This is a genomic window from Vibrio sp. V19_P1S1T109 (genome assembly GCF_002241375.1).
GTDB classification, from domain to species: domain Bacteria; phylum Pseudomonadota; class Gammaproteobacteria; order Enterobacterales; family Vibrionaceae; genus Vibrio; species Vibrio anguillarum.
Map to the genome: position 1 here is coordinate 1 of NZ_NDIM01000286.1, position 24,407 is coordinate 24,407.

Annotated in this window: 24 protein-coding genes; 7 read left to right on the plus strand and 17 right to left on the minus strand. The window is 45.7% G+C overall.

The features are described 5' to 3' along the window. Nucleotides 1–541 precede the first annotated feature (541 nt). Nucleotides 542–1,588: a porphobilinogen synthase gene (hemB, locus tag B9J87_RS13855; RefSeq protein ID WP_026028265.1), complete on the minus strand. Its 1,047-nt coding sequence runs from the start codon at nucleotides 1,586–1,588 to the stop codon at nucleotides 542–544. 188 nt (nucleotides 1,589–1,776) lie between these two features. On the opposite strand from hemB, the gene B9J87_RS13860 reads away from it, so the two are divergent. Beyond that, nucleotides 1,777–2,538, plus strand: a complete 762-nt coding sequence (locus tag B9J87_RS13860; protein WP_094127915.1) for a TatD family hydrolase — start codon at nucleotides 1,777–1,779, stop codon at nucleotides 2,536–2,538. Between the two features lie 280 nt (nucleotides 2,539–2,818). Here the strand turns inward: B9J87_RS13860 and tatC are convergent, their stop codons facing one another. The 7 genes from tatC to rmuC are packed head-to-tail and all read right to left on the minus strand — an operon-like array spanning nucleotide 2,819 to nucleotide 8,953. Next, complete coding sequence (gene tatC / locus B9J87_RS13870) at nucleotides 2,819–3,571, minus strand: twin-arginine translocase subunit TatC (RefSeq protein ID WP_010319843.1); 753 nt, start codon at nucleotides 3,569–3,571, stop codon at nucleotides 2,819–2,821. A 60-nt stretch (nucleotides 3,572–3,631) separates the two neighbouring features. Then, on the minus strand, nucleotides 3,632–4,039 hold the full coding sequence (gene tatB, locus B9J87_RS13875) for a Sec-independent protein translocase protein TatB (protein ID WP_094151296.1): 408 nt from the start codon (nucleotides 4,037–4,039) through the stop codon (nucleotides 3,632–3,634). Nucleotides 4,040–4,042: 3 nt separating this feature from the next. Beyond that, nucleotides 4,043–4,279, minus strand: coding sequence for a Sec-independent protein translocase subunit TatA (gene tatA, locus B9J87_RS13880; protein ID WP_010319841.1), 237 nt, complete (start codon nucleotides 4,277–4,279; stop codon nucleotides 4,043–4,045). A 51-nt stretch (nucleotides 4,280–4,330) separates the two neighbouring features. Continuing rightward, a complete protein-coding gene (gene ubiB / locus B9J87_RS13885) occupies nucleotides 4,331–5,965 on the minus strand; it encodes a ubiquinone biosynthesis regulatory protein kinase UbiB (protein WP_094151297.1) in 1,635 nt (544 codons plus the stop codon). Then, the gene (locus tag B9J87_RS13890) at nucleotides 5,962–6,567 is read right to left on the minus strand and encodes a ubiquinone biosynthesis accessory factor UbiJ (protein ID WP_094151298.1); all 606 of its coding nucleotides are present in this window, start codon (nucleotides 6,565–6,567) and stop codon (nucleotides 5,962–5,964) included. Before B9J87_RS13890 ends, ubiB begins: the two co-directional genes overlap by 4 nt. Nucleotides 6,568–6,576: 9 nt before the next feature. Next, on the minus strand, nucleotides 6,577–7,359 hold the full coding sequence (gene ubiE / locus B9J87_RS13895; RefSeq protein WP_010319838.1) for a bifunctional demethylmenaquinone methyltransferase/2-methoxy-6-polyprenyl-1,4-benzoquinol methylase UbiE: 783 nt from the start codon (nucleotides 7,357–7,359) through the stop codon (nucleotides 6,577–6,579). Nucleotides 7,360–7,408: 49 nt separating this feature from the next. Continuing rightward, nucleotides 7,409–8,953 (minus strand): DNA recombination protein RmuC, encoded by a 1,545-nt coding sequence (gene rmuC / locus B9J87_RS13900; RefSeq protein WP_094151303.1) that lies wholly within the window; start codon nucleotides 8,951–8,953, stop codon nucleotides 7,409–7,411. Nucleotides 8,954–9,093: 140 nt separating this feature from the next. Between rmuC and B9J87_RS13905 the strand changes: the two genes are divergently transcribed. Next, a complete protein-coding gene (locus tag B9J87_RS13905) occupies nucleotides 9,094–9,987 on the plus strand; it encodes a DMT family transporter (protein WP_094151306.1) in 894 nt (297 codons plus the stop codon). Nucleotides 9,988–10,034: 47 nt separating this feature from the next. Here B9J87_RS13905 and araC read toward each other — a convergent pair whose 3' ends face one another. Genes araC through B9J87_RS13930 form a run of 5 tightly spaced genes read right to left on the minus strand, consistent with a single transcriptional unit; the run spans nucleotide 10,035 to nucleotide 15,485 of the window. Beyond that, a complete protein-coding gene (araC, locus tag B9J87_RS13910) occupies nucleotides 10,035–10,874 on the minus strand; it encodes an arabinose operon transcriptional regulator AraC (RefSeq protein WP_094151310.1) in 840 nt (279 codons plus the stop codon). A 47-nt stretch (nucleotides 10,875–10,921) separates the two neighbouring features. Beyond that, nucleotides 10,922–11,461 (minus strand): hypothetical protein, encoded by a 540-nt coding sequence (locus B9J87_RS13915; RefSeq protein WP_094151313.1) that lies wholly within the window; start codon nucleotides 11,459–11,461, stop codon nucleotides 10,922–10,924. Between the two features lie 54 nt (nucleotides 11,462–11,515). Continuing rightward, a complete protein-coding gene (gene araA, locus B9J87_RS13920; RefSeq protein ID WP_047690310.1) occupies nucleotides 11,516–13,018 on the minus strand; it encodes an L-arabinose isomerase in 1,503 nt (500 codons plus the stop codon). A gap of 9 nt (nucleotides 13,019–13,027) precedes the next feature. Next, entirely contained in the window at nucleotides 13,028–13,789 is a 762-nt protein-coding gene (locus tag B9J87_RS13925) for an L-ribulose-5-phosphate 4-epimerase (protein WP_017044515.1), read from the minus strand. After that, nucleotides 13,779–15,485, minus strand: a complete 1,707-nt coding sequence (locus B9J87_RS13930; RefSeq protein ID WP_176429535.1) for a ribulokinase — start codon at nucleotides 15,483–15,485, stop codon at nucleotides 13,779–13,781. Before B9J87_RS13930 ends, B9J87_RS13925 begins: the two co-directional genes overlap by 11 nt. A gap of 365 nt (nucleotides 15,486–15,850) precedes the next feature. On the opposite strand from B9J87_RS13930, the gene B9J87_RS13940 reads away from it, so the two are divergent. From B9J87_RS13940 to araH, 3 genes are all read left to right on the plus strand, one after another. After that, complete coding sequence (locus B9J87_RS13940; RefSeq protein ID WP_047690318.1) at nucleotides 15,851–16,852, plus strand: arabinose ABC transporter substrate-binding protein; 1,002 nt, start codon at nucleotides 15,851–15,853, stop codon at nucleotides 16,850–16,852. Nucleotides 16,853–16,927: 75 nt separating this feature from the next. Then, on the plus strand, nucleotides 16,928–18,439 hold the full coding sequence (gene araG / locus B9J87_RS13945) for an L-arabinose ABC transporter ATP-binding protein AraG (RefSeq protein WP_047690319.1): 1,512 nt from the start codon (nucleotides 16,928–16,930) through the stop codon (nucleotides 18,437–18,439). Nucleotides 18,440–18,453: 14 nt separating this feature from the next. After that, complete coding sequence (gene araH / locus B9J87_RS13950) at nucleotides 18,454–19,443, plus strand: L-arabinose ABC transporter permease AraH (RefSeq protein WP_013855627.1); 990 nt, start codon at nucleotides 18,454–18,456, stop codon at nucleotides 19,441–19,443. 137 nt (nucleotides 19,444–19,580) lie between these two features. Here the strand turns inward: araH and B9J87_RS13955 are convergent, their stop codons facing one another. From B9J87_RS13955 to ftnA, 4 genes are all read right to left on the minus strand, one after another. Continuing rightward, nucleotides 19,581–20,768: an NAD(P)/FAD-dependent oxidoreductase gene (locus B9J87_RS13955; protein WP_013855625.1), complete on the minus strand. Its 1,188-nt coding sequence runs from the start codon at nucleotides 20,766–20,768 to the stop codon at nucleotides 19,581–19,583. A gap of 152 nt (nucleotides 20,769–20,920) precedes the next feature. Further along, nucleotides 20,921–21,742, minus strand: coding sequence for an HDOD domain-containing protein (locus B9J87_RS13960; RefSeq protein ID WP_176429536.1), 822 nt, complete (start codon nucleotides 21,740–21,742; stop codon nucleotides 20,921–20,923). A 145-nt stretch (nucleotides 21,743–21,887) separates the two neighbouring features. After that, nucleotides 21,888–22,211, minus strand: a complete 324-nt coding sequence (gene uspB, locus B9J87_RS13965; protein ID WP_010319583.1) for a universal stress protein UspB — start codon at nucleotides 22,209–22,211, stop codon at nucleotides 21,888–21,890. Between the two features lie 70 nt (nucleotides 22,212–22,281). Beyond that, a complete protein-coding gene (ftnA, locus tag B9J87_RS13970; RefSeq protein ID WP_013855622.1) occupies nucleotides 22,282–22,809 on the minus strand; it encodes a non-heme ferritin in 528 nt (175 codons plus the stop codon). Between the two features lie 154 nt (nucleotides 22,810–22,963). Between ftnA and B9J87_RS13975 the strand changes: the two genes are divergently transcribed. Together B9J87_RS13975 and B9J87_RS13980 are read left to right on the plus strand one after the other, a co-directional pair. Further along, entirely contained in the window at nucleotides 22,964–23,389 is a 426-nt protein-coding gene (locus B9J87_RS13975; RefSeq protein WP_010319581.1) for a universal stress protein, read from the plus strand. Between the two features lie 56 nt (nucleotides 23,390–23,445). Further along, on the plus strand, nucleotides 23,446–24,321 hold the full coding sequence (locus B9J87_RS13980) for a carboxylate/amino acid/amine transporter (protein WP_026028253.1): 876 nt from the start codon (nucleotides 23,446–23,448) through the stop codon (nucleotides 24,319–24,321). Nucleotides 24,322–24,407 lie beyond the last annotated feature (86 nt).

Sequence of the window (24,407 nt, forward strand, 5' to 3'; positions counted from 1 at the left end):
AACAATGGCATTAACTTATTGTTTATAAATGAATAAAACAAAGATCGAACATTCCTATCATGATCTTTTTACGATCATTGATTGTGGAAAAGACTATCGATGGCCTTTTATTCACAACAAAAGCATCCTCTTAAAAATGAGCGATAAAAAAAGCGACACCCGAGGATGTCGCCTAGCAAAAACAGGTAAAACTAAGTGAAGTGATTCATTCAGCCTTACGATAAAGCTATAAATTACACTGGAAGCAATGTGAGCAATGTCGTGTCAAAAAGAACTTGCGCAAGTTCGTCGCCAATTTGTCTTGTTACTTTTAACACCTAGCAATTCGTTAATCGTAAACTCGACGTCCTTGTGAACTTCGCCATTCCCTAAGACATGGTTAATAATAATGATTCTCATTTAATTATCAACCCCTAAATGAGAAAAAATCTCATTTATTTTCTAATCATACTAAAAACACCTACCTATCTATTTCATTAAATCTTTTTTTAATTGATTTTCAAATAGATAGAAAAATTCGCTCCCCTATCAAATTCACAACTTAGTTATCTTGATGTAAATATTGTGCCGTTTTGGCGTTATCTTCTGCCAGCCACTGCGCAACGTCTTTAGCAAAATAGGTTAAAATGCCGTCTGCCCCTGCGCGTTTAAAGCACAATAATGACTCCATTACGGTTTCACGTTCTTTAAGCCAACCATTTAAAATGGCTGCTTTATGCATCGCATATTCACCAGACACTTGATACGCAAACGTAGGAACTTGTAATTCAGATTTCACGCGGCGCACCACATCAAGGTATGGCATGCCGGGCTTCACCATCACCATGTCAGCCCCTTCATTGATATCCATCGCCACTTCGTGAATGGCTTCATCGCTGTTGGCCGGATCCATCTGATAGTTTTTCTTGTCTCCCCCTTTCAGGTTCGAAGAGGAACCAACCGCATCGCGGAATGGGCCGTAATAACATGACGCGTATTTCGCAGAGTAAGCCATGATCTGTGTATGAATAAAACCCGCCTCTTCAAGCGCTTCGCGGATCTTACCAATTCGTCCATCCATCATATCGGAAGGGGCAACCACATCGGCACCGGCTGCAGCGTGAGACAGCGCTTGTTTGATCAACACCTCGGTGGTTTCGTCATTCATCACATAGCCACTTTCATCGATGATGCCATCTTGGCCATGGGTCGTGAAAGGATCCAGCGCGACGTCGGTAATGACACCCATTTGTGGTATATGCTCTTTTAATAATTTCACCGCACGTTGCACTAAGCCGTCAGGATTATGTGCTTCAGCAGCACACAAGCTTTTAGCATCTTGATTAACCACTGGAAAAAGTGCGATGGCTGGCACGCCGAGATTAGCCAAATACAGCGCTTCTTCGAGCATTAAGTCGATAGAGAGACGCTCAATACCGGGCATAGACTCCACTGGCTCGCGGCGATCTTTACCCATCAAAATAAACATGGGATAAATTAAATCATTAACCGATAACTGATTCTCAGCCATCAAACGGCGGCTAAAATCATGCTTGCGTAAGCGACGCATGCGACGCCCTGGGAACTGACCTTGAATGGATACTGACACTCTCTTCTCCTTGTTTATACGCGGTGTGAGAAAGCATTCTTTCTTCACTACCGCTATCGCTCAAGTGTGGCGAAATCATATCACTCTCGCTTTTTGACGCTAGCGCCAATCGACAAAAATCAGAAAAATGACCTCAGGCTCACACTTCCGTATACTGTTCTCCCATTCTCTGTTTATCGAGACACACCATGATTGACACTCACGCTCACATCTATGCCGCTGAATTTGATCACGATCGAGATGAGGTCGTGCAACGCGCTAAGGCGCAAGGCATTGAGGCTATTTTGTTGCCCAATATCGATCTTGCCTCCATTGAGCCTATGCTTAAAACAGAAGCGGCTTACCCTGAACTTTGCCGATCGATGATGGGGCTGCATCCATGCTATGTGGATGGAAATGTGAAGCAAACGCTAACGGTTATCGAATCTTGGCTAGATAAACACCCCTTTATCGCCATTGGTGAAATTGGCATTGATCTGTATTGGGACAAAACCTTTCAGGCCGAACAAGAGATGGCTTTCGTCACTCAACTTAATTGGGCCAAAGAGCGCGATTTGCCTGTTGTCATCCACACCCGTGATTCCATCACTCAAACTCTACAACTGCTGGAAAAAGAGCAAGATGGCTCACTTAGCGGTGTATTCCACTGTTTTGGCGGCACGCTTGAAGAAGCTAAAGCCATTAATGAGCTAGGGTTTCATCTTGGGATTGGTGGTGTATCAACGTTTAAAAATGGCGGTATGGATAAAGTATTACCGCATCTCGATATGAACTTTGTTCTGCTAGAAACAGATTGTCCCTATTTAGCCCCTGTCCCTCACAGAGGTAAGCGCAACGAACCAGCTTACACAACGCTAGTTGCCAAACGCATCGCAGAACTCACCGAACTCTCGTTGGTTGAAGTGAATAACATTACAAACACTAATGCTAACTCACTGTTTAAATTATAATTTATAGAACTATAGATAGAGTGATATACACATCAACGTGATCTATATCACAAAAACAGTTATGCAAACACTATAGTATGCGGCAAAATTTTAATACATAAACGTGGCTAATATGTGTGAACATGGTAATCACTTACAACGTCAACATCGAACCTTCTGGCAAAAACTTCTGGGTATCAAGGAAGTCTATCGATGCTCTCAGTGCGGTTATCTTTTGAAGATTAAATAGTCCACTATCATAGGTACAAAAAAAGCGGCTATTCGCCGCTTTTTTCATGTATTAATGACTTTCATCTTCCGGCTCTTCCTCATCTTTGCGCACATAAAAACGAGCAAAGAAAAGTCCAACTTCAAACAATAAACACATCGGAATGGCGAGCAAGGTTTGCGACACCATATCAGGCGGCGTCAGTAACATACCCACCACAAATGCCCCAACCACGATATAAGGCCTTTTCTCACTCAAGGTTTTCGGCGTCGTCGCCCCCGTCCAACACAGTAAAATGATGGCGACGGGAACCTCAAAGGCGATACCAAAAGCGAAAAAGAGCGCAAGCACAAAATCGAGATAACTGGCAATGTCCGTTGCAAACTCAACACCGCCTAAAGAGATGGCCGTAAAAAAGCCAAACACCAGTGGAAATACCACAAAGTACGCAAACGCCACACCGCAATAGAACAACAACGAGCTTGAAAACATCAATGGCATGACTAAACGGCGTTCATGCTTATACAAACCTGGAGCGACAAAGGCCCAAATTTGATAAAGGATAAAAGGCACCGCGAGAAAGGCAGACGCGATCAAAGTAAGTTTGAGTGGCGTGAAAAAGGGCGAGGCAACATCGGTCGCAATCATCGTCGCCCCTTCAGGCAAACGCTCAACCAATGGTTTGGAGACAAAATCGTAGATGTCGCTAGAGAAATAGACTAAGCCGATAAAAATCACGATCACCGCAGCTATTGAACGCAATAAACGATCGCGTAGCTCTAGCAAGTGACTGATTAAAGGCTGTGTCTGCTCAACGGAAGACATATCGAACCTCGTATAAATAGAGCATAAGAGGAGGAGTTACAGTGGTAGCAATAACTCCTCCTACAGAGATGAGTCGGCTTTCTTATCGGCCGTTTCAGGCGACGAAATCGTTGTAGCGGGAATAACTTCAACGCTTTGTTCATCGCGCTCTGTTTTTGTTTCAGAGGGCGATGAGTTCGCATAAGGGCGTTGTACATCTTGCGCAGCCCGCTTGAGCTGATCCACAGAAGATTTCAGCTCTGGAGATAAATTTTCCATTCCCATTTGCTCTGCTTTACGCAAGTTTTCTTGCAGCTCTTGAATTTTGAGCTCATGTGCTAATTCATCTTTAACACTGTTCGCCATGTTCTTTGCCGTGCTAACAAATTTTGCCACACTGCGAATAGCATGAGGTAAACGCTCAGGGCCAAGAACGACCAACGCGACAACCGATATTAATACCAGCTCCCAAAAACCGATATCAAACACGTGTTAGGCCTGCTCTTTATCTTTTTTAGTCTCAGCAGTCGCTTCTGTCTTCTGCTGCTCTATATTTTTAGGTTCAAAATCTGCGTCTTTCTTGGCTGGCTCTTCATCGCTCATCGCCTTTTTGAACCCCTTAACCGCACCACCGAGATCGCTACCGATACCACGCAGTTTCTTGGTTCCAAATAGTAATACAACAATCACGGCAATAATTAGAAGTTGCCAAATACTGATACCACCCATTCTCTACACCTCAGGAATTTCTCAACAAATTGATTTCAAATAAAAGACCGCTTAACGACGGTAAGCACTCCAACTGAGTAGCCAAAATACAACACCTGCAATCGCACTGGTTATTGCAAACGGCTGATAAGCACTGGTCACTAATATCGCCGAGCATACGACCAAAGTGGCGCCAATACCAAATAAAAACTTTCCTGTTGCCTGTTGACGCTTACTGGCTCGATAACCTTGGTACAACTGATCCAACCTTTGGTTCATTGCTTTACCTTGTTTGAGGCTATCGTAAAGCAGCTCTGGCAATTCAGGTAATTTTTCAGCCCAAAGCGGAGCTCGCTCTTTTACTGCACGGATAAACGCTTGCAGCCCAACTTGGTTCATCATCCATTTTTCTAAAAATGGTTTAGCGGTTTGCCACAAGTCCAATTGAGGATAAAGCTGACGCCCTAACCCTTCGACATACAATAGCGTTTTTTGCAACAAGACCAATTGCGGCTGCACTTCCATATTGAAGCGACGAGCCGTGTTAAACAAGTTTAGCAACACATGACCAAATGAGATTTCGCACAATGGCTTGGCAAAAATTGGCTCACAGACCACGCGAATAGCAAACTCAAATTCATCGATGTTGGTTTCACGTGGAACCCAACCAGAATCAACGTGCAATTGTGCCACTCGGCGGTAATCTCGGTTGAAAAAAGCTAAGAAGTTTTCGGCTAAATAACGTTTATCTTCACTGTTTAAGGTACCGACAATACCACAATCTAAGCCAATCCATTGTGGATTGTCAGGATGCGCGGGATTAACAAAGACATTACCCGGGTGCATATCGGCATGGAAAAAACTGTCGCGGAACACTTGGGTAAAGAACACGCTCACCCCGCGTTCAGCAAGCAACTTCATATTAGTGCCGTTGGCCGCTAAACCTTCAATATCAGAAACTTGAATGCCGTATATTCGCTCAGAAACCATGACAGTTTCATTACTAAAGTCAGGAATTATCTCTGGAATGTATAACTCTTCACTATTTTCAAAGTTACGACGCAGTTGAATGGCGTTGGCTGCTTCTCGGCGTAGGTCGAGTTCAGCAAGGAGAGTTTTTTCGTATTCACGTACCACTTCAACGGGCTTCAGTCGCCTTGCTTCAGGTAATGCTTTGGCAACAATTTTCGCCATGCGATACATGAGTTTGATATCGGCATCAATCACTGGCCGAATATCTGGCCGAATGACCTTGAGTACGATTTCCCGGCCAGATGATTTGAGTTTGGCGGTATGGACTTGAGCAATCGACGCAGAAGCAAGTGGTTCAATATCAAATTCATCAAACCAAGTTTCTAAAGCGCCGCCCAACGCTTTTTCCATCTGAGTTTTAGCAAGTACACCATCAAACGGAGCGACTTTATCTTGCAGTAACGCAAGTTGGTCTGCGATGTGCGGTGGAAACAGGTCACGCCGCGTTGACATCATCTGACCAAACTTAATCCACACTGGACCAAGCTCTTGCAAGGCTAAGCGCAAGCGCTCACCTAATGGTTTGTCCGCATGCTGATTTTTAATCCAGAACAATCCTTTGCGCGCTAATATTGGCGCTTTGGTGAGTTGATGTTCTGGCAACAGTTCATCTAGACCATATTCCAATTGTACCTTGATAATTCGGTACAACCGCTTGAGTTCAGTTGGCGTCATGCTTGCTCCAACAAGTGTTGAATTTTGGCTTCGATACGCGCCGCTTGGCTATTGAGATCATCCACTTGGTCACAAAAATAGGCCACCTCGAGCGAGCTAGGTAATAAACGCCACTCTTCCGTTAACACTTGGCTGAGGTGGTTTTGATGCTTGCTTCGTTGTGATTGCAGCGCTTGGCCTATGTCTTTCACACCCTGCACTAAAGCGTGAGCCAGCACATCACCCGTCAGGCGTGACAACCACTCTTCAACATCCGGCTTGGAATCGGTGATCAACTGGGCAAATTTTTGCGCCAGTTGAATATCGCCCTCCAGCACCAACTTATCTTGTTTGATCAGTTGGGTGATGTTCGCTTGCTCGCGTAGCTCGGGCAAAATGGAAACATTGAGCGACAGGTAGCAATTCGACTCGCCTTCGTAAGCCGCTAACACATCAATTTGCTGGCTAAAAATGAAGGTCAGCGTTTTATTGAACTCTTTGAGATGCACTTGGATGACTTGCCCTTTCAGGCGTGATAATCGGCGCACCAATTCAGGATCGTCTTGAATTAAGGTGTTGAGTGTGGTCTCAATCGCGGCGGTAACTAAAGGCTCAAACGGCATGCCCAATCCTTAGAATTTGTAACCACGGTGCAGCGCAACAATACCGCCCGTTAAGTTGTAGTAACTCGTTTGTTCAAAACCAACCTGATCCATCATCCCTTTTAAGGTTTCTTGATCGGGATGCATGCGGATAGATTCCGCAAGATAGCGGTAGCTGTCGGCATCATTGGCAATGATTTGGCCCATTTTCGGCAATAGATGGAACGAATACGCATCGTATACTTTGGATAATGGCTCAAGCACTGGCTTGGAGAACTCAAGTACCAACAAACGGCCACCCGGTTTTAAAACGCGGAACATCGAGCTCAGCGCTTTATCTTTATCGGTCACATTACGCAGGCAAAAACTGATGGTGATGCAGTCGAAATAGTTATCTGGAAAAGGCAGTTCTTCGGCATTGGCTTGCACGTAATGTACGTTGCCCACGACACCTTTATCACGCAATTTATCGCGTCCGACATTGAGCATCGAGTTGTTGATATCAGCCAGAATAACATGACCTTTTTCGCCCACAATGCGTGAAAATTTGGCGGTTAGATCGCCCGTACCACCACCAAGATCCAAAATACGTTGGCCCGGGCGAGCGCCACTGCAATCAATGGTAAAACGCTTCCATAAGCGATGAATGCCACCAGACATCAGGTCATTCATCATGTCGTATTTGGCCGCAACCGAGTGAAAAACTTGCGCGACTTTGGCGACTTTTTCTTCTTTCGCTACGGTTTCAAAACCAAAGTGAGTGGTATTTTGTGTCTCTAATGCTGTTTTTGATTGCACGCTGGTATCCGTCATGAAGGTTCCTCTTGGGCAGCACTGTTTTGTTAAAGGCGACTGCGAGCGATCAGTTTACTTTATCCTCAGCGTGATGTCTTTCTACTAAAGGTGCATTTTCCACCGCACTGTCTGCCCATGCCTCATTTTGTGCTTGTTCGACCCATTCACTGTTTATGGAACGTTTTATCTCGACGCCAAGCTGTTTAAAACTTTCGGCTTGACGCAGTGCGTTGCCGCGCCCTGTCGCGAGCTTATTCATCGCCCCTTGATAGTTTTGGTTTGCACGGTCTAACGCGCCGCCAAGCCCTTCCATGTCCTCCATAAACAAGCGTAATTTATCGTACAATTTGCTGGCCCGCTCAGCGATCAACTTCGCGTTCTGGTTTTGTCGATCATTGCGCCATAAATTATCGATCGTACGCAGCGCAACCAACAAGGTGGTTGGGCTAACCAGCAAAATATTTTGCTCCATCGCCTCTTTTACCAAGCTGGGATCAGCTTGAATCGCCACTTGGAATGCAGGTTCGACGGGAATAAACATCAGCACGTAATCCAAACTTTGTAGCCCTTTGAGCTGATGATAATCTTTTTGACCGAGTCCTTTTATATGGGCGCGCAGCGCAAGTAAATGCTCACTTAATGCGCGAGCACGTTCACTTTCAGTTTGAGCATGGAAATAACGCTCATAAGCCACCAGCGCCATTTTCGAGTCAATCACCACCTGCTTATCGTGTGGTAAATTGACAATTACATCGGGTTGATAACGCTTACCAGCCTCGTTTTGCAAACTGACTTGAGTGTGATATTCATGCCCTTCACGCAGGCCTGATTCGGTCAGCACCCGCGCGAGAACCACTTCGCCCCAATTGCCTTGCTGTTTATTGTCGCCTTTCAGCGCTTGGGTCAAATTGAGTGCCTCTTGCGCCATCTGTTCATTGAGGCGTTGTAAGTTTTTCAATTCATGAACCAACGTATGGCGCTCTTTCGCTTCATGATTGAAGCTGTCATTGACCTGCTTTTTAAACCCTTCGAGCTGCTCTTTCAGTGGAGAAAGTAGCCCTTCCAAACTTTGACGGTTCTGCTGATCCACTTTCGCGGTTTTGACTTCAAATAACTGATTGGCTAGCTGCTCAAACTGCTGCTTTAGGCGTTCCTCAGCGTGTTCAAGTAACTGTAGTTTTTCTTGGCTCGATTGAATTTGCTGTTCATGCCGTGCTTCTTGCTCACGCAGTTGAGCCTCAAGTTGCGATTTCAGCTCACGCAGAGCATGCGCATCTTCCATGCTCTGTTGCCGCTCTTGCTTAACCACTTCGAAATAGCGCAGCTTTTCCATCGCGGCCATGAATTTCCCGTGCGATTGCTTAAGCTCAAATGCGGCTTTATCTCGTTCTTCATCCAGCTCATCCAACTCTTGTCGCGCCTGCTGCAAAGCTTGTTTAAGTTCGATTATCTGCTGCTGATGATGGGCTTGATGAGTCTCTAATTGCTGTTGTAATAGCTCACTTTTCAAATTGAGCTTCTGCTTAACCCACCAGCCAGCGACTGAGCCACTCAGCACGGCGCTGCCTAACGTTGAAAGCACTAACGCTTGATTTTCGATAATCCATTGCATGATAACGGGTTAACTCATTTTATCAGTCATGGACAAATGGTATTTCGATACTGGATAAATGTCCAGTTTGTACAAGTTAACAGCAAACTATAGACTTGCGCCGCTGAACACTATTTCAACAATTATTCTAACGAGGATTCATGGACGAACGACGCGCACTCGGCTTTGGCTTATCTGCCGTATTATTGTGGTCAACGGTTGCCACGGCTTTCAAACTTACGCTGGCTGAATTTACGCCGATCCAGATGCTGACGGTTGCGAGTGCTGTCTCTGGGTGCGTACTGCTGGGCATTTGCGCGCTGCAAGGCAAGCTCAACCAAGTGGTGAGTACCTTTCTCGCTAACCCTTGGTATTACTTATTGTTGGGCTTAATTAACCCTCTCGCATACTACCTCATTCTGTTTAAGGCCTACTCACTGCTGCCCGCCTCTCAAGCGCAAGCGATCAACTACAGTTGGGCCATCACCCTGACACTGATGGCCGCTGTATTTTTAGGACAAACCATTCGTAAACAAGATTGGATAGCGTGTGCACTGAGCTATTTTGGTGTGGTGGTTATCGCGACTAAGGGTGATATTTTAGCCATGCAGTTTGATAGCCCGCTGGGTGTTGGGCTGGCACTATTATCAACGCTTCTTTGGGCTGGCTACTGGATTCTTAATACCAAAAACACCGCCGACCCCGTGATTGGCGTTTTACTGGGGTTTTTGATCGCCATCCCTTTTGCGATTGGTTTAAGTTGTTATGAAGGTGCAAGCTGGCATCAGATTACGATTAAAGGGTGGAGTGCGGTAACTTATGTCGGCTTGTTTGAAATGGGGATCACCTTCGTGCTGTGGTTGAGTGCGTTAAAACTCACGGCCAACACCGCAAGGATCAGCAATCTCATTTTTGCTTCACCTTTCATCTCACTGCTGTTGCTGGCTACTATTATTGGCGAAACTATTCACCCCACCACTCTGATTGGTTTAGTGCTGATCATCACAGGGCTTGTCGTACAGCAGTTTAAAACGACTAAAACGATCACTCAATGACAGCGACCCAAATTGACGAAAAGCCCAAACGGACAGATTGCATAGGTTTACAAAGTAATTTGATCGCGGTAAATCTTAGGGCTCACACCGGCCTTACGTTTAAAAACACGAGAAAAATAGAGTGGGTCTGAATAGCCCACAATTCGACCAATGTGATTGACCGAGTAGTTAGACGTGACCAGTAATTGTTTGGCTCGGCTGATCCTTTGGTCGTCGCGCCATTGGGTTATGGTCATCTCCATTTCAGAACGAAATAAATGGCCTAAACGCGATGGTGATAAACAGATATGGGCCGAAACATCCTCGATAGTGAAGTCTTGATTGAGGTTTTGCGTCATATAATTCATCGCTTCCACCACCCTAGGGTCAAGCGGTTTGCTGACAACGTCCGGTTGCAGTGTCTTACATCTAATCAATAATTGTTCGAGCAAGTTAATCGATAAATCATTTCGATAAGGGACATCTTGTTTTGAAGTGTATTCAATATCGATAAACAGGTTTTCAATATAGCGAATGGTATTCTCATCCAACCCTTGCGTTAAGTAGACGCCATTTTTTTGCTGTTGCCATGTTAGCCAGTCATGCCAAAAGGCTCGTGGCCGAAAATAAACCCAACGGTGAAACCAAGAAGCACAATCTTTTTTTCGATGATAATAGTGAGCCGCTGTTGGAGGGAAAAGAAGTAAGTCTCCAGGTTTCACGTGAAACTCATCTTTGCCATAAAAAATGGTTCCCTCACCTTTGCTCGTAAAATTGACAATAAAACCTTTCATGCCATTAGGTCGATCAATCGTAAAATCCAGTTCATCTCCCTCAATAATTGGCGTTAGTCCAGCCACTAAATGAGCATTAAAGTTATATCCAGGTTTTAGAGGGTTATTCTGCATGGGGCAATATTCACTGTAATTTACGTGTAGTGTAAGCAACCTCTTCGTTAAGTACGATTTTTCAGTTCACACTTTTCATCTAAGACTATCCATTGTGTCGCAGAAAAAGCCTCACAGAAGCCATGTCCTACGGGTTCGATTAAGTATTCACTGGGTTGGTCATTACGTTTTCTTTGCCAACCTTTAATCGAAGAGATGATGTCTTCAGGTTGCGTGGCCAGTTGGTGGCTAACGTCTGTTTGAGTAATGTGATGTCGAATATCAAGCCGAGTTGGGATGCTATTTCGCGCAAGATAATCAATCACCAATGCACCTTGAAAAAAGGTGTAAGTCATACTCAATGAGAGTGTTTCGTTAAGCTGAATGTTGCACCACTGCTCTAAATGGTTTTGCTTAGATCTGAAATGCCAAACCACAGAGCGCATATCAATGATAAGCCCATTGTTGATCAGCTCAAGCTGCCCAACGAATACAGGTTTATCCTCACAACACAGCTGAAATTGATCGGGTTTATCGGCTTTTAATTCCAAATACCACTCTTTATAACGCAGTAATGGTAAGCCAGTGGATAAAGGAAGAGCATTCATGTTCACACCATAGCTTAATGAACACTCCCTCAGATGAGGGAGTGTTCCGCGGGTTTAAATACCTGAAGATAAACGGTAATAAACGCTGTTTGTTTTGAGTGCGGACTTGAATGGATACAAGGAGGTTTGGTTATCGATTAATACCATTTCGATCCCCGCCATTTCGGCATAATCCGCTAACATCTCAACGCTCACCGCTTGGCTGTATACGGTATGATGCGCGCCACCCGCATGGATCCATGCTGCGGCTGCCGTCTCAAGGTTGGGTTGCGGCGTCCATAACGCATGCGCCACGGGTAATTTAGGTAGCGATTGTGGTGGAGCTTGAGTATCGACCGTATTGACTATCATGCGAAAGCGATTTCCAAGATCAATCAAAGATACGTTTACCGCAGGCCCCGCTTTTCCGCTGAACATCATACGAGCAATATCGCATTTGCAGCCAATAGTGTGACGATGAATTTCAATCTTTGGCTTGTCTTGAGCAATAGAAGGGCAAACTTCCAGCATATGAGCGCCGAGCACTTGGCTTTGCTGACCAAAGTTGTAGGTGTAGTCTTCCATGAACGATGTTCCGCCCACTCGGCCTTGCCCCATCACTTTCATGATGCGAGTCATCGCTGCGGTCTTCCAATCCCCCTCACCGCCGTACCCGAAGCCTTTTTCCATCAAGCGTTGTGTGGCCAAGCCTGGCAAGTTCGAAATACCCGATAAATTTTCAAAGGTGTTGGTGAACGCCTTCGCGCCCACGGAATCCAAGAAACGCAGCATACCCAATTCCAACTTCGCTTCTTGAGTTAGAATATTGATACTTGTGCTGTCTTTAAAAAGCTCAGGGCTCATGGTGTAGCAAGAAGCGTATTCATCCATTAAAGCCTTAGCGTCACTGTCTGAAACTTGATTGACGCTCTCGCTCAGCTCACCCAAGCCATAGCCATGAACTTCATAACCAAATTGAATTTGCGCAGAGACTTTGTTTCCTTCCGTCACCGCGACTTGACGCATGTTGTCGCCAAAACGCGCTACTTTAAGCGACTTCCCTTCATGAATAGCAATCGCTGCACGGCACCAATCATCCACCTGTTGGTGAACAATCGGGCTCTCCCAATGCCCCACGACTACTTTTCGATCAATCCCCAGTCGCGTGCCAATAAAACCAAACTCACGACAACCATGGGCACTTTGATTTAGGTTCATAAAACCCATATCAATTTCATCCCAAGGTAAGGCCGCATTGAATTGAGTATGAAGATGCAAGAACGGCTTGTTGAGCTGACTTAACCCTGAAATCCACATTTTTGCAGGCGAAAAAGTATGCATCCAAAGCACGAGACCAATACATGAATCATCATTATTGGCTTGGCGACAAACCTCTAATATCTCATCTGGCGTCTTCACTGTACCTTTGTTCACCAAAGGAACTGAAATGGCTGGAGAGTGATTTAAACCATGGATAATTTCTTGGCTATTTTGCGCGACATTTTGTAATACTTGAGGTCCGTAAAGGTGCTGCGACCCAGTGACAAACCACACTTGTTGATTGGTAAACGTGTTCATTGTTATCCCTTATTTATTTTTTACATTACTTTGACCGTAATAAGCATTAGCTCCGTGTTTACGTAAGTAATGTTTATCCAGTAGGGCTTGATTGATGAATGTCACTTGAGGGTTGATCTGCAAAGTTTGCAGTGCCATTTTGGCGACAACCTCCATGACAACTGAGTTATGAACGGCGTGATCAGCATCCTTACCCCAGCTGAATGGGCCGTGTTCATTAACAATAACCCCAGGAATGGCCAACACTTCACCATCACTGATCGTTTCAATGATGACCTTGCCGGTATGGTGTTCGTAGTCGGTTGCGATTTCGGCATTGGTCAAGGGGCGAGTACAGGGAATGCTGCCGTAGAAATAGTCAGCATGAGTAGTACCCAATGCTGGGATGGCTTTACCTGCTTGAGCCCAAGAGGTGGCATGAGGAGAATGCGTGTGCACAATGCCGCCAAGTTCTGGGTAAGCGCGATATAAGGCCAAATGGGTAGCTGTGTCAGAAGAGGGTTTAAGATCGCCCTCGACAACTAAGCCATTCAGATCAACCACCACCATATTGTCGGCATTGAGTGCTTCGTATTCGACGCCACTTGGCTTAATCACAACTAACCCTGTTAAGCGGTCAATGCCTGATACATTGCCCCAAGTAAAGGTAACTAAACCGTGGGTCTGTAGCGCCATATTGGCTTGCCATACTTGCTGCCGAAGCTCACTCAGACGTTGCTTTGCTTGTGGGTCGCTGGCTAAATTGAAGCCTAGAGAAGTCTTAACACTCATCAGTACGCTCCTGTGCCAACAAGAATTCAGAAAATTGTTCGATCTGCTGCCCTAACTGGCGATAAGCATGATAACGCCATTCGCTGGTCCCTTTGGTATCAGCATCTGGGTAGTAAACATCGCAGATTGGGCTCGCCATTTGAGTTTGAGCTTGCTCGGCATCGCTATAAAGCCCGGCCGCAACAGCTGCAAAAATGGCCGCACCTAATGCACAACACTGCTCTGAAGCGACAACGGCGATTTCTCGCCCAATGACATTGGCACAGGTTTGCATCACAAATGGTGACTTCTGAGAAATTCCGCCAATGGCGATGACACGTTTCACTTCGACACCTTGCTCAACGAAGCAATCGACGATTGATTTCGCGCCATGAGCTGTTGATTCCACCAGTGACGCAAAGATATCTGGTGCACTAGAGCCTAAGTTCAGCCCCGTGATTGCGCCCTTGAGACGTTGATTAGCATAAGGCGTTCGCCGCCCGTTATGCCAATCTAAGGCAAGAGGCGTTTCCAGTTGCAGACGTTTTGACTGTGCTTCCGCCGTAAGTTGAGGAATTAACAAGGCCTCAGCGGCGTCCAAATCAATTCCTAATTGTGGGTTTTGCTTAGCCAGTTGCGCGATTGGCCACAACATCACACGTTTGTACCAAGCATAAATATCACCAAATGCTGATTGCCCAGCCTCCAGTGCCATTAAGTCTGGCATCGCACTACCCGTAACTTGGCCACATATTCCATGAATGGTTCGATCACCGATACTTTGTGCATCCACCATCAAAATATCGCATGTTGACGTACCAATAACTTTCACTAAGTCATGTTCGCCCGCGCCCGCGCCCACCGCGCCCATATGGCAATCAAAAGCACCAATGGCAATGGCAATTCCCTCTGGTAAGCCTAGCCGCTGCGCCCACTCCGCACTCAGATGCCCAGCTAATTGGTCTGAGGTGTATACCTCAGTAAACATTCGATCTCGCATGCCATCGAGCGTGGGAGAAATGGCCGATAAAAAATCTTGCGAAGGTAAACCGCCCCAGCTTTCATGCCACATCGCCTTATGCCCTGCAGCACAAATACCGCGGCGTAAATTTGTAGGATGCTGACACCCTGCAAGGAGAGCTGGAACCCAATCACACAACTCAACCCAGCTATGGATATAAGGAACAAGCCCTGCATCTTGTTCCGCTACCCACGCGGCTTTCGCCCAAAACCACTCCGATGAATACAATCCCCCGATGTATTTGGTGTAGTCTGGAAAAGTGTGTGAATGGGCCAGCTCATTAATGCGTTCCGCTTTGGTCACGGAAGTATGATCTTTCCATAAGATAAACATGGCGTTGGGGTTATGCTCAAACTCAGGAAGCAACGCCAACACATTGCCCTCTTTATCGATAGGGGCTGGAGTTGAACCCGTACTGTCCACGCCAATGCCAACAACAGATTGTGCGATCTCTGTGGAAACCTGCGCCAACGTTTCTCGGACAGCAATGGTCAGAGACTCAATATAATCAAGAGGATGATGACGAAATTGAGATTGGTTCGAGTCGCTGTATTGTCCTTTTGCCCACCTTGGGTAGTTAGCCACGCCAGACGCAACCTCTTCACCATTGCGAGCATTCACCAATAAAGCTCGTACAGAATCAGAGCCAAAATCTAAGCCGATCACGTAAGGTGAATCTATATTCAAATTATTCATGGTCACTCCACATCAGACCGATTAACTGCCTATTTTTATAACGGTCTTACGTCAATATCACCATGAACCCAATAGCTAAAAATATGGATAAATTAGTCGACACACTCATTCTGTGCTAATGGTTTTAAAATCATCACTTCAGCTTTTCTCCAGAAAAAAAAGCGCATAAAAACGCCAAATAGCCGATGGACATATAAAATCAAACACATAAAACCATAAAAAGTGAGAGGTACTTCATGCCCTACCTCGCTACATGAATGGACAAAAACGCTACATTTTTCTGCTGTGATTTTCATCACTTCAAAGCTCGTCAACTTCCTTAAGTATGGAGATGAAACAACCCTACCAGTGGACGGACAAATAAGATGAAAAGCATAAAAACCACACTCGCTGCCGCAATACTCACCGGAACCGCATTATTCAGTATTTCTGCTAATGCCTTTTTCGGTAGCAACGATGAACTCAAATTAGGTTATTTGGTAAAACAACCTGAAGAGCCTTGGTTCCAAACAGAATGGAATTTTGCTGAGCAAGCAGGTAAGCAATATAACTTTGAAGTGATCAAAATGGCGGTGCCTGATGGAGAAAAAACACTGAACGCTATCGATACGCTAGCGGCAAGTGGCGCCAAAGGCTTTGTCATCTGCACACCTGACCCTAAGCTTGGGCCTGCAATTATGGCTAAAGCAAAAAGCTACGATTTGAAAGTCATCACGGTTGATGACCAGTTCCTTAATGCGAAAGGCGAACCGATGACAAACGTGCCTTTGGTGATGATGGCTGCCAGTGAAATTGGTTATCGCCAAGGTTCTGAACTGTACAAAGAGATGACAAAACGTAACTGGGATACCGCAACAACGGGCGTTATGGCCATAACCGCAGACGAGCTGGATACCGCGCGTCGTCGTGTCGATGGTTCGATTAAGGCACTGAAAGAAGCGGGTTTCCCATCCAACCAAATTTACCGCGTGCCAACCAAAGCAAATGACATCCCTGGCGCTCTGGATGCAGCAAACTCGCTACTGGTGCAATACCCAATGGTCAAGCAGTGGCTTATCGTCGGTATGAACGACAATACCGTTCTCGGCGGAGTTCGTGCGACAGAAGGACAAGGGTTTAACGCAAGTAATGTTATTGGTGTTGGCATTAATGGCGTCGATGCTGTCAGTGAATTAGCTAAATCGAAACCAACAGGGTTCTATGGTTCTCTTTTACCGAGCCCAGATGTACACGGCTTCAAAAGCATCGAATCACTTTATAAATGGGTGAAAGACGGTGTTGAACCACAAAAATTCGTTGAAGTGACGGACGTTGTCTTAATTACTCGCGACAACTACGAAGCAGAACTGGCGAAGAAAGGCCTGTAAGGCGTTCGTCGTCAATGGCTAAAAGCGGTACAGCTTCTTCGTACCGCTTTCGCGAAGTAAACAGGAGTACAGACTATGGCAGCTTCACACTCTTGCTTAGAGTTTTGCCAAATATCAAAACACTTTACGGGTGTTAAGGCACTGACCGACATTAGCTTTCGCGTTAACAGCAGTAGTGTTCATGCCTTAATGGGAGAGAATGGGGCCGGGAAATCGACTCTATTGAAAACGCTAAGCGGGCTGCATCAACCCACTCACGGCAAGCTGCTCATTGATGGGCATCCAGTAACATTTCAATCAACGGTTGACGCATTAGAGCAAGGTATCGCCATTATTTATCAAGAGCTTAATTTGGTTCCTGAACTCAGCGTGGCAGAAAACATTTTCTTAGGGCAACTTCCCACTAAACATGGCCGGGTCGATACCGAAACCCTCAATCGTAACGCACGTAAACAGCTATTGCGCTTGGGGGAAAATTTTGACCCCTCTCGCCCATTAAAAGAGTTTTCTATTGGCCAGTGGCAAATGGTTGAAATTGCTAAAGCGCTAAGTCGCAATGCACACATCATCGCTTTTGACGAACCAACCAGTAGCTTGTCTCAACGTGAAATTGAAAACCTATTTAAAGTGATCCGCGAATTGCGCGACGACGGCAAAATCATTCTTTACGTTTCTCATCGTATGGAAGAAATATTCGCTCTGTGTGATGCAATCACCATCTTCAAAGATGGTACCCATGTGCAAACCTGTTATGACCTTTCGACTCTCACTCATGACCGTTTGGTTGAGTTAATGGTTGGCCGGGAAATCAATGACATTTACAACTACCGCTCTCGTCCTCTTGGTCAAAGTGGATTAGCGATTAAAAACCTGATGGGCAGAGGGCTCACCGCTCCTCTCTCGCTAGAAATAAAGCAAGGCGAAATATTAGGTTTGTTTGGTCTGGTCGGTGCGGGCAGAACAGAACTTACCCGTTTGATTTTCGGAGCAGAAAAAGCCACCGCGGGCGATGTTTATCTTCACGGACAAAAAATACGGATTACTAAACCTGAAGATGCCATTCGGGCGGGCATTACCTTATGCCCTGAAGATCGCAAAGCAGACGGTATCGTGCCTATTTTATCGGTGCAAGAAAACACCAACATTAGCGCTCGTCCATGGCATCTAAAGCTTGGCGGGTTAATCAACTTCCAGTGGGAGTCGAGCAATGCCCTCAAACAAAACCAGTCATTAAACGTCAAAACTGCTTCGTTAGATCAACCCATTGGCGAGCTCTCCGGTGGCAATCAACAAAAAGTGATCCTTGGTCGTTGGTTATCTACCGATATGAGCGTCATTTTGCTAGATGAGCCGACGCGCGGCATTGATGTTGGCGCTAAGTCTGAGATATACGAGTTGATCTTCAAATTGGCAGAAAATGGCGTGACTGTCTTAGTTGTCTCTAGTGACATGCCTGAAGTGCTTGGTATCGCTGACCGATTACTGGTTATGAAAGATGGCAAAGTAACTGGTGAATTAACACGAACTGAATTTAACGAACAATCTGCGTTACGTCTTGCCATGATTGGCAACGACGTCGCTGCGTAAAAAGGAATATCCTAATGGCTGTAACGAGTTCAACCAAAATAGACAATACCGAGAGCCCGACTCGCTCTTTTAAGTTCTCTTCCATCTGGGATAAGTTCGGCATGCTGATGGTCTTTGCTGGGCTATTTTTGCTTTGCAGTTTATTTGTCCCTTATTTTGCTACATTCATTAATATGAAAGGGCTCGGTCTGGCTATTTCCATGAGCGGCATGGTTGCGTGCGCCATGCTCTTTTGCCTAGCCTGCGGGGATTTAGATCTCTCGATTGCTTCGGTTATTGCCTGCTCTGGCGTAGTAACGGCGGTAGCGATTAACGCAACCAGCAGTGTGGTATTGGGTATCGGCGCAGGCTTACTTTCAGGTGTACTCTTTGGTTTGCTAAATGGCTTCGTTATTGCCAAATTGCAGATCAATGCACTGATAACGACTCTCGCAACGATGCAAATAGCTCGCGGTCTTGGTTATATCATCTCTGACGGTAAGGCGGTTGGGATCACTGAAGAACATTTCTTCACCCTAGGTAACTCCTCTTTACTTGGTATCCCAACGCCAATTTGGTTAACCATAGTCACCTTCGCTATTTTTGCCTTTTTACTAAATCGTACGGTTTATGGGCGCAATACATTAGCGATTGGCGGTAATGAAGAAGCCGCACGATTAGCGGGTGTCAACGTCGTAAAAACTAAAATCATCATTTTCACTATCTCTGGCTTTATCTCTGCGCTCGCTGGGGTTATTTTAGCCGCGCGTATGACCAGCGGTCAGCCGATGACTTCCGTCGGTTTTGAGTTAGTGGTCATCTCTGCTTGTGTGCTCGGTGGGGTATCGCTCAAAGGCGGGATAGGTAAAGTATCTTACGTTATTGCGGGTGTGCTCATCCTCGGTACGGTAGAGAATGCGATGAATCTACTGAATATGTCACCTTTTTCTCAATACGTAGTGCGAGGAACTATTTTGCTCGCGGCGGTTATCTTTGACCGCTATAAACAAAATAAATCCAGCTAGAAGCAACTCATTGCCACACAACAAAAAAGAAGGGCTAACCTGTGCAGCTCTTCTTTTTTCTAAAAAACGATCCATTGGTTTGACAGTGCTCTTCAGTGGCATTTATCGTTGAGGATGGCTTTTTATCTCGAAACAGCTTACACCCATTGTCCGGCGACATAGCCGCTTGACCAACACCATTGGAAATTATAGCCGCCAAGCCAGCCCGTCACATCCATTACCTCACCAATAAAATAGAGGCCCGGAACCGATTTGCATTCCATGGTTTTCGATGAGAGGCAATCGGTGTCTACGCCACCTAATGTGACTTCGGCTGTGCGATAACCTTCAGTACCATTGGGAAGAATCGGCCAATGTTGTAAGTCGTGTGCGATAGCGGTTATTTCGTGTGGGTTTAACTGTTTGAGCGGTTTATCGACAAAAGCTTTGCGCTCAATCAGTACTTCAACTAAACGCTTAGGCAGTACTTTCGCGAGTGTATTTTTTAAGCTTTGATTTGGGTGTGCTTCACGTGATTCATTTAATAGCCGCTCGATGTCTACTTCCGGCACTAAGTTGATACTGACCTTCTGCCCCGCTTTCCAGTAAGAAGAAATTTGCAACACCGCCGGCCCAGATAAACCACGATGAGTAAACAGCAGTGCTTCTTTAAACACTGTGCCATCTTCAGTAGTGATTTCAGTTGGAATGGCAATGCCGGCTAGTTCGGCGAAATCTTCTTTATCTTGTTTATGCAGTGTAAAAGGCACGAGCCCGGCCGTGGTTGGGATCACCGCCAGTCCAAACTGCTCTGCAATTTTGTAACCAAAAGGAGTCGCACCAAGCTTGGGCATCGACAAGCCACCCGTTGCGACCACCAGTGACTGGCATTGGATCGGCCCGTCATTGGTGGTGAGCTGAAAGCCGTTTGGCACCTTATCTATCGATTGAATCTCGACTTGATAACGCTGCTTGACTGTCGGTAAATCGCACTCTTTTAGCAACATATTGACGATGTCCTTCGCCGAATCAAGGCAAAAGAGCTGTCCATGATCGCGCTCTTCAAACGCAATATTGTATTTACTGACCAGCGAGATAAAGTCCCACTGGCTGTACTGCGATAACGCTGATTTAACGAAATGGGGATTGCGGCATAAGTAGTTAGCGGCCGATAGTTCATAATTGGTGAAATTACAGCGACCGCCACCTGAGATCAAAATTTTACGGCCAGGCTTTTTAGCATGATCGAGAACGCATACGCTGCGCCCACGCAGGCCAGCTTGCGCGGCGCACATTAGCCCGGCGGCGCCAGCACCAATAACGACAACATCAAACGACTGACTCATGCTTTCACCTTCATTTAACTAGACGCACATAGACGCACACGCACCTAATGACAAACAAAAAGGATGCAGCGCTGGTGGCGTACATCCTTATCAATGGGGGACATTTTAACGACTAATTGAGTGAAGACAAGGTTAATCCACCAGCGACGGTATTAGACGAGCTGCTCGGCAAGATCGCGCCCTTTTCCGCGAACGGCGTCAATTGTTTCAGCAAATGTGGCAGATATTGCCAGCACACGAGCATCTGGGTGCTCAGCCAGAAATAAGCGTTTTTCTTTTTCGGTCAGGATGTCCCATTGATGGTGGATATCACGGGCAAAATGCAATACACGGGCAAGTTTTGGTGAAAGCTGCGCTTTTTCTGGCTGCGCAGAGTAGGCGATCGCATCGGCCATCTCATCAGGAAACTTCCAAGCTTTGGCTAGCTTCGCCCCCAGTACATTCGCATCGGTATGGATGATTTGCTGTTGTGCTTCTAGTTCAACTTCACCAGCATCAACACAAAGGCGAATTTTCAACGCTTCTTGCGGCGCTAATGTGTGGATCATCAATTGGCCAATGTTGTGCAATATTCCGGTAGTAAAGACGCTATTGGCATCGAGTTTACAAGCTGCCCCCAGTTTGCTGGCGATAATGGCAATTTCAAAGGTATCGGACCAATATTGCTGCAGATCCAAGGTGTCAATTTTAGGAAAAGCACTGGATAATACCGATGCCACCACCATAGTTCTCACCGAGCCACTTCCGACACGAATCACCGCATCATTGATAGAGGCCACTGTGCGGCTTCCGCCAAAATGTGCCGAATTTGCAAGGCGAAGCAGCCGCGCACTCAACACTTGTTCCATGGCAATTTTTTTTGTGAGCGCACCAAAATCGACCTCTTCTTTATTAACCATTTCGAGTAGTTCTTGTAATACTTGTTGAATACGAGGTAACTCATTCAAACGTGCGAGCAGTGCTTTTTCATCCATTATTTTTCTCCTTTCGATTGCTCTTGCTAATAATAGTCGCCGCACAATGAAGATGCATAATAGTGAAGAAATAAGTCGATGACTTTATACAGACGATAAAAAAGGAGCTCGATAGCTCCTTTAATCAATACAATGACTGGCTCAGTTATACGATACAAGCCGCGAAGGTTGTCACGGCCAGCAATGACATCGACAAGATAAACAGCGCTCTAACGCGATCACACTTGCCCGTAAATAGGGGATCGTGGTGATGGTGATACTCTTTACCTTTCAAATAATGGAAAAGACGAACCTGCTTGGTGACATTACCGTGAGTGGTAAAAAAGCCACCGCCATCCACTTGTTGATAAAGCAATGGATGAGCTTCACGCATGATGTAAATAAGTGAGCGTAGCGCCGTAAGATACCTGACTAGGTTAACCCCAGTGACCAGCATTAGCGCAAATAAAATTGTATCCCCAGTGATCATCTTTTCCTCCCTACACCTTTGCATAGAACCCAAAGAAAAAGACGATCGCTTCATACTCTTTCTGCTGCGATTACACAGCTTGGGTATCCATTACAGAAGATGAGCCGGCTTTTGCCATTGCGGCTAGGTCTTTGTCGATGAAGAACAGCGCCTTACCATCATCACCCACAAGCTCTAGCTTATCTAAAATCCCTTTAAACAACTTCTCTTCTTCATGTTGCTCCGCAACGTACCACTGAAGGAAGTTAAACGTTGAGTAGTCTTGAGATGTGAACGCCGCATGAGCGAGTTTATTAATCTGCTGAGTAATCATCTGCTCATGTTGATAAGTTTCGCGAAACACTTCACCAAGGCTCGTAAACTTATGTTTTGGCGCTGCGATCGCACCAAGGATAGGCAGTGCACCCGTTTCACTCACGTAGGTGAATAAACGCTGCATGTGCTGCATTTCTTCTACGGCATGAGCGCGTAAAAACTCGGCAGCACCTTCAAATCCTTTATCTTCACACCAAGCACTCATTTGTAAGTATAGATTGGATGAAAAAAATTCCAGATTAATTTGTTCATTCAGTTTTTCAACCATAGCTTGTGACAACATGTCGACTCCTAGTTTATGTAACGATTTGAATTGACTATACCATGAACCTCACCATAACACTTTGAGTCAGGTATGCGGATATGAGATCACGGCGACAAAAAACTCTCGGCCTCAGTGCTAATCTTTAATCAGTACCCCATCAGGAGATAATACAATGAGTTATCAACATATTTTGGTTGCCATTGATCTTTCAGAAGACAGTAAACTCTTAGTCGACAAAGCTGTTGCACTGGCAAAACCACTCGATGCTGACGTTTCTTTCATTCACATTGATGTCAACTATGCCGAGCTGTATACCGGACTCATTGATATCAATTTAGCAGAAACTCAACATCACGCGATGGAAGCGTCACAAAAGCAGCTGCAAGCCTTAGCGGAACACGCGCAATACCCTATCCGCCATACACTAGTAGGCAGCGGCGACCTCAGTAATGAGCTATGCGAAACCATCGCTGAATTCAGTGTTGATTTGGTGGTCTGCGGTCATCATCAAGATTTTTGGAGCAAGTTACTCTCATCCACTCGGCAACTGATTAACTGTTCGCCAGTCGACATGCTTGTAATACCACTTCACGACTGACGACAAGCCAAAACTCGGTTAGACTGCGGGTTATTTACTGTTCAGCGTTGTTTGTTATGGCCTATCTCTCTGCAGTCACCCTACTTTGGGCATTTTCATTTAGCTTGATCGGCGTTTATCTCGCCGGTCAAGTTGATTCTTGGTTCGCGGTTTGGATGCGCGTTGCATTAGCGAGCTTAGTATTTCTACCTTTGATCAGGTTTAAAACCGTTCCCGCTCCGTTGATCGCTAAGTTGATGACCATTGGTGGAATCCAACTGGGCCTGATGTACTGTTTCTACTATCAATCATTTTTACTGCTATCGGTTCCTGAAGTTTTGCTGTTTACGGTGTTTACACCAATCTACGTCACGCTGATCTACGATCTACTGAAAGGCCGCTTTTCTCCGTGGTACTTAGTGACGGCAGCCATTGCCGTAATCGGTGCCGTTTTTATTAAATTTGCAGCAATAAACGAGCACTTTTTGCTGGGTTTTTTGGTGGTGCAAGGGGCTAACCTCTGTTTTGCTATCGGCCAAGTGGCTTATAAATACGTCATGGAAAAAGAGACCATTACTTTAGCGCAACACAGCGTATTCGGTTATTTCTACTTAGGTGCATTGGTGGTAGCAAGCGTGGCATTTTTACTGTTTGGCAATAGTGAAAAACTGCCCACTACCTCTTTGCAATGGGGTATTTTGATCTACTTAGGGGTAATTGCTTCTGGGCTTGGTTACTTCGTGTGGAACAAAGGAGCCTGTTTAGTCAACGCAGGCGCATTAGCGATTATGAATAATGCGCTGGTTCCCGCAGGATTAGTGGTGAACATTCTGATTTGGAATCGCGACGTAGATTTAATGCGCCTTGCAATTGGCGGCGTGATCATTTTGTTCTCACTGTGGGTCAATGAAACTTGGGTAAAGCGCAAAGTCGCTGCCAGCCGTACTCACTGAATAAGGTTGAGCGTTAAAAATAACAAAGCCCGCAATCATCGCGGGCTTTGTTGTTGAAAAAGGGCTATCGTGGCTCGGTTTAACTC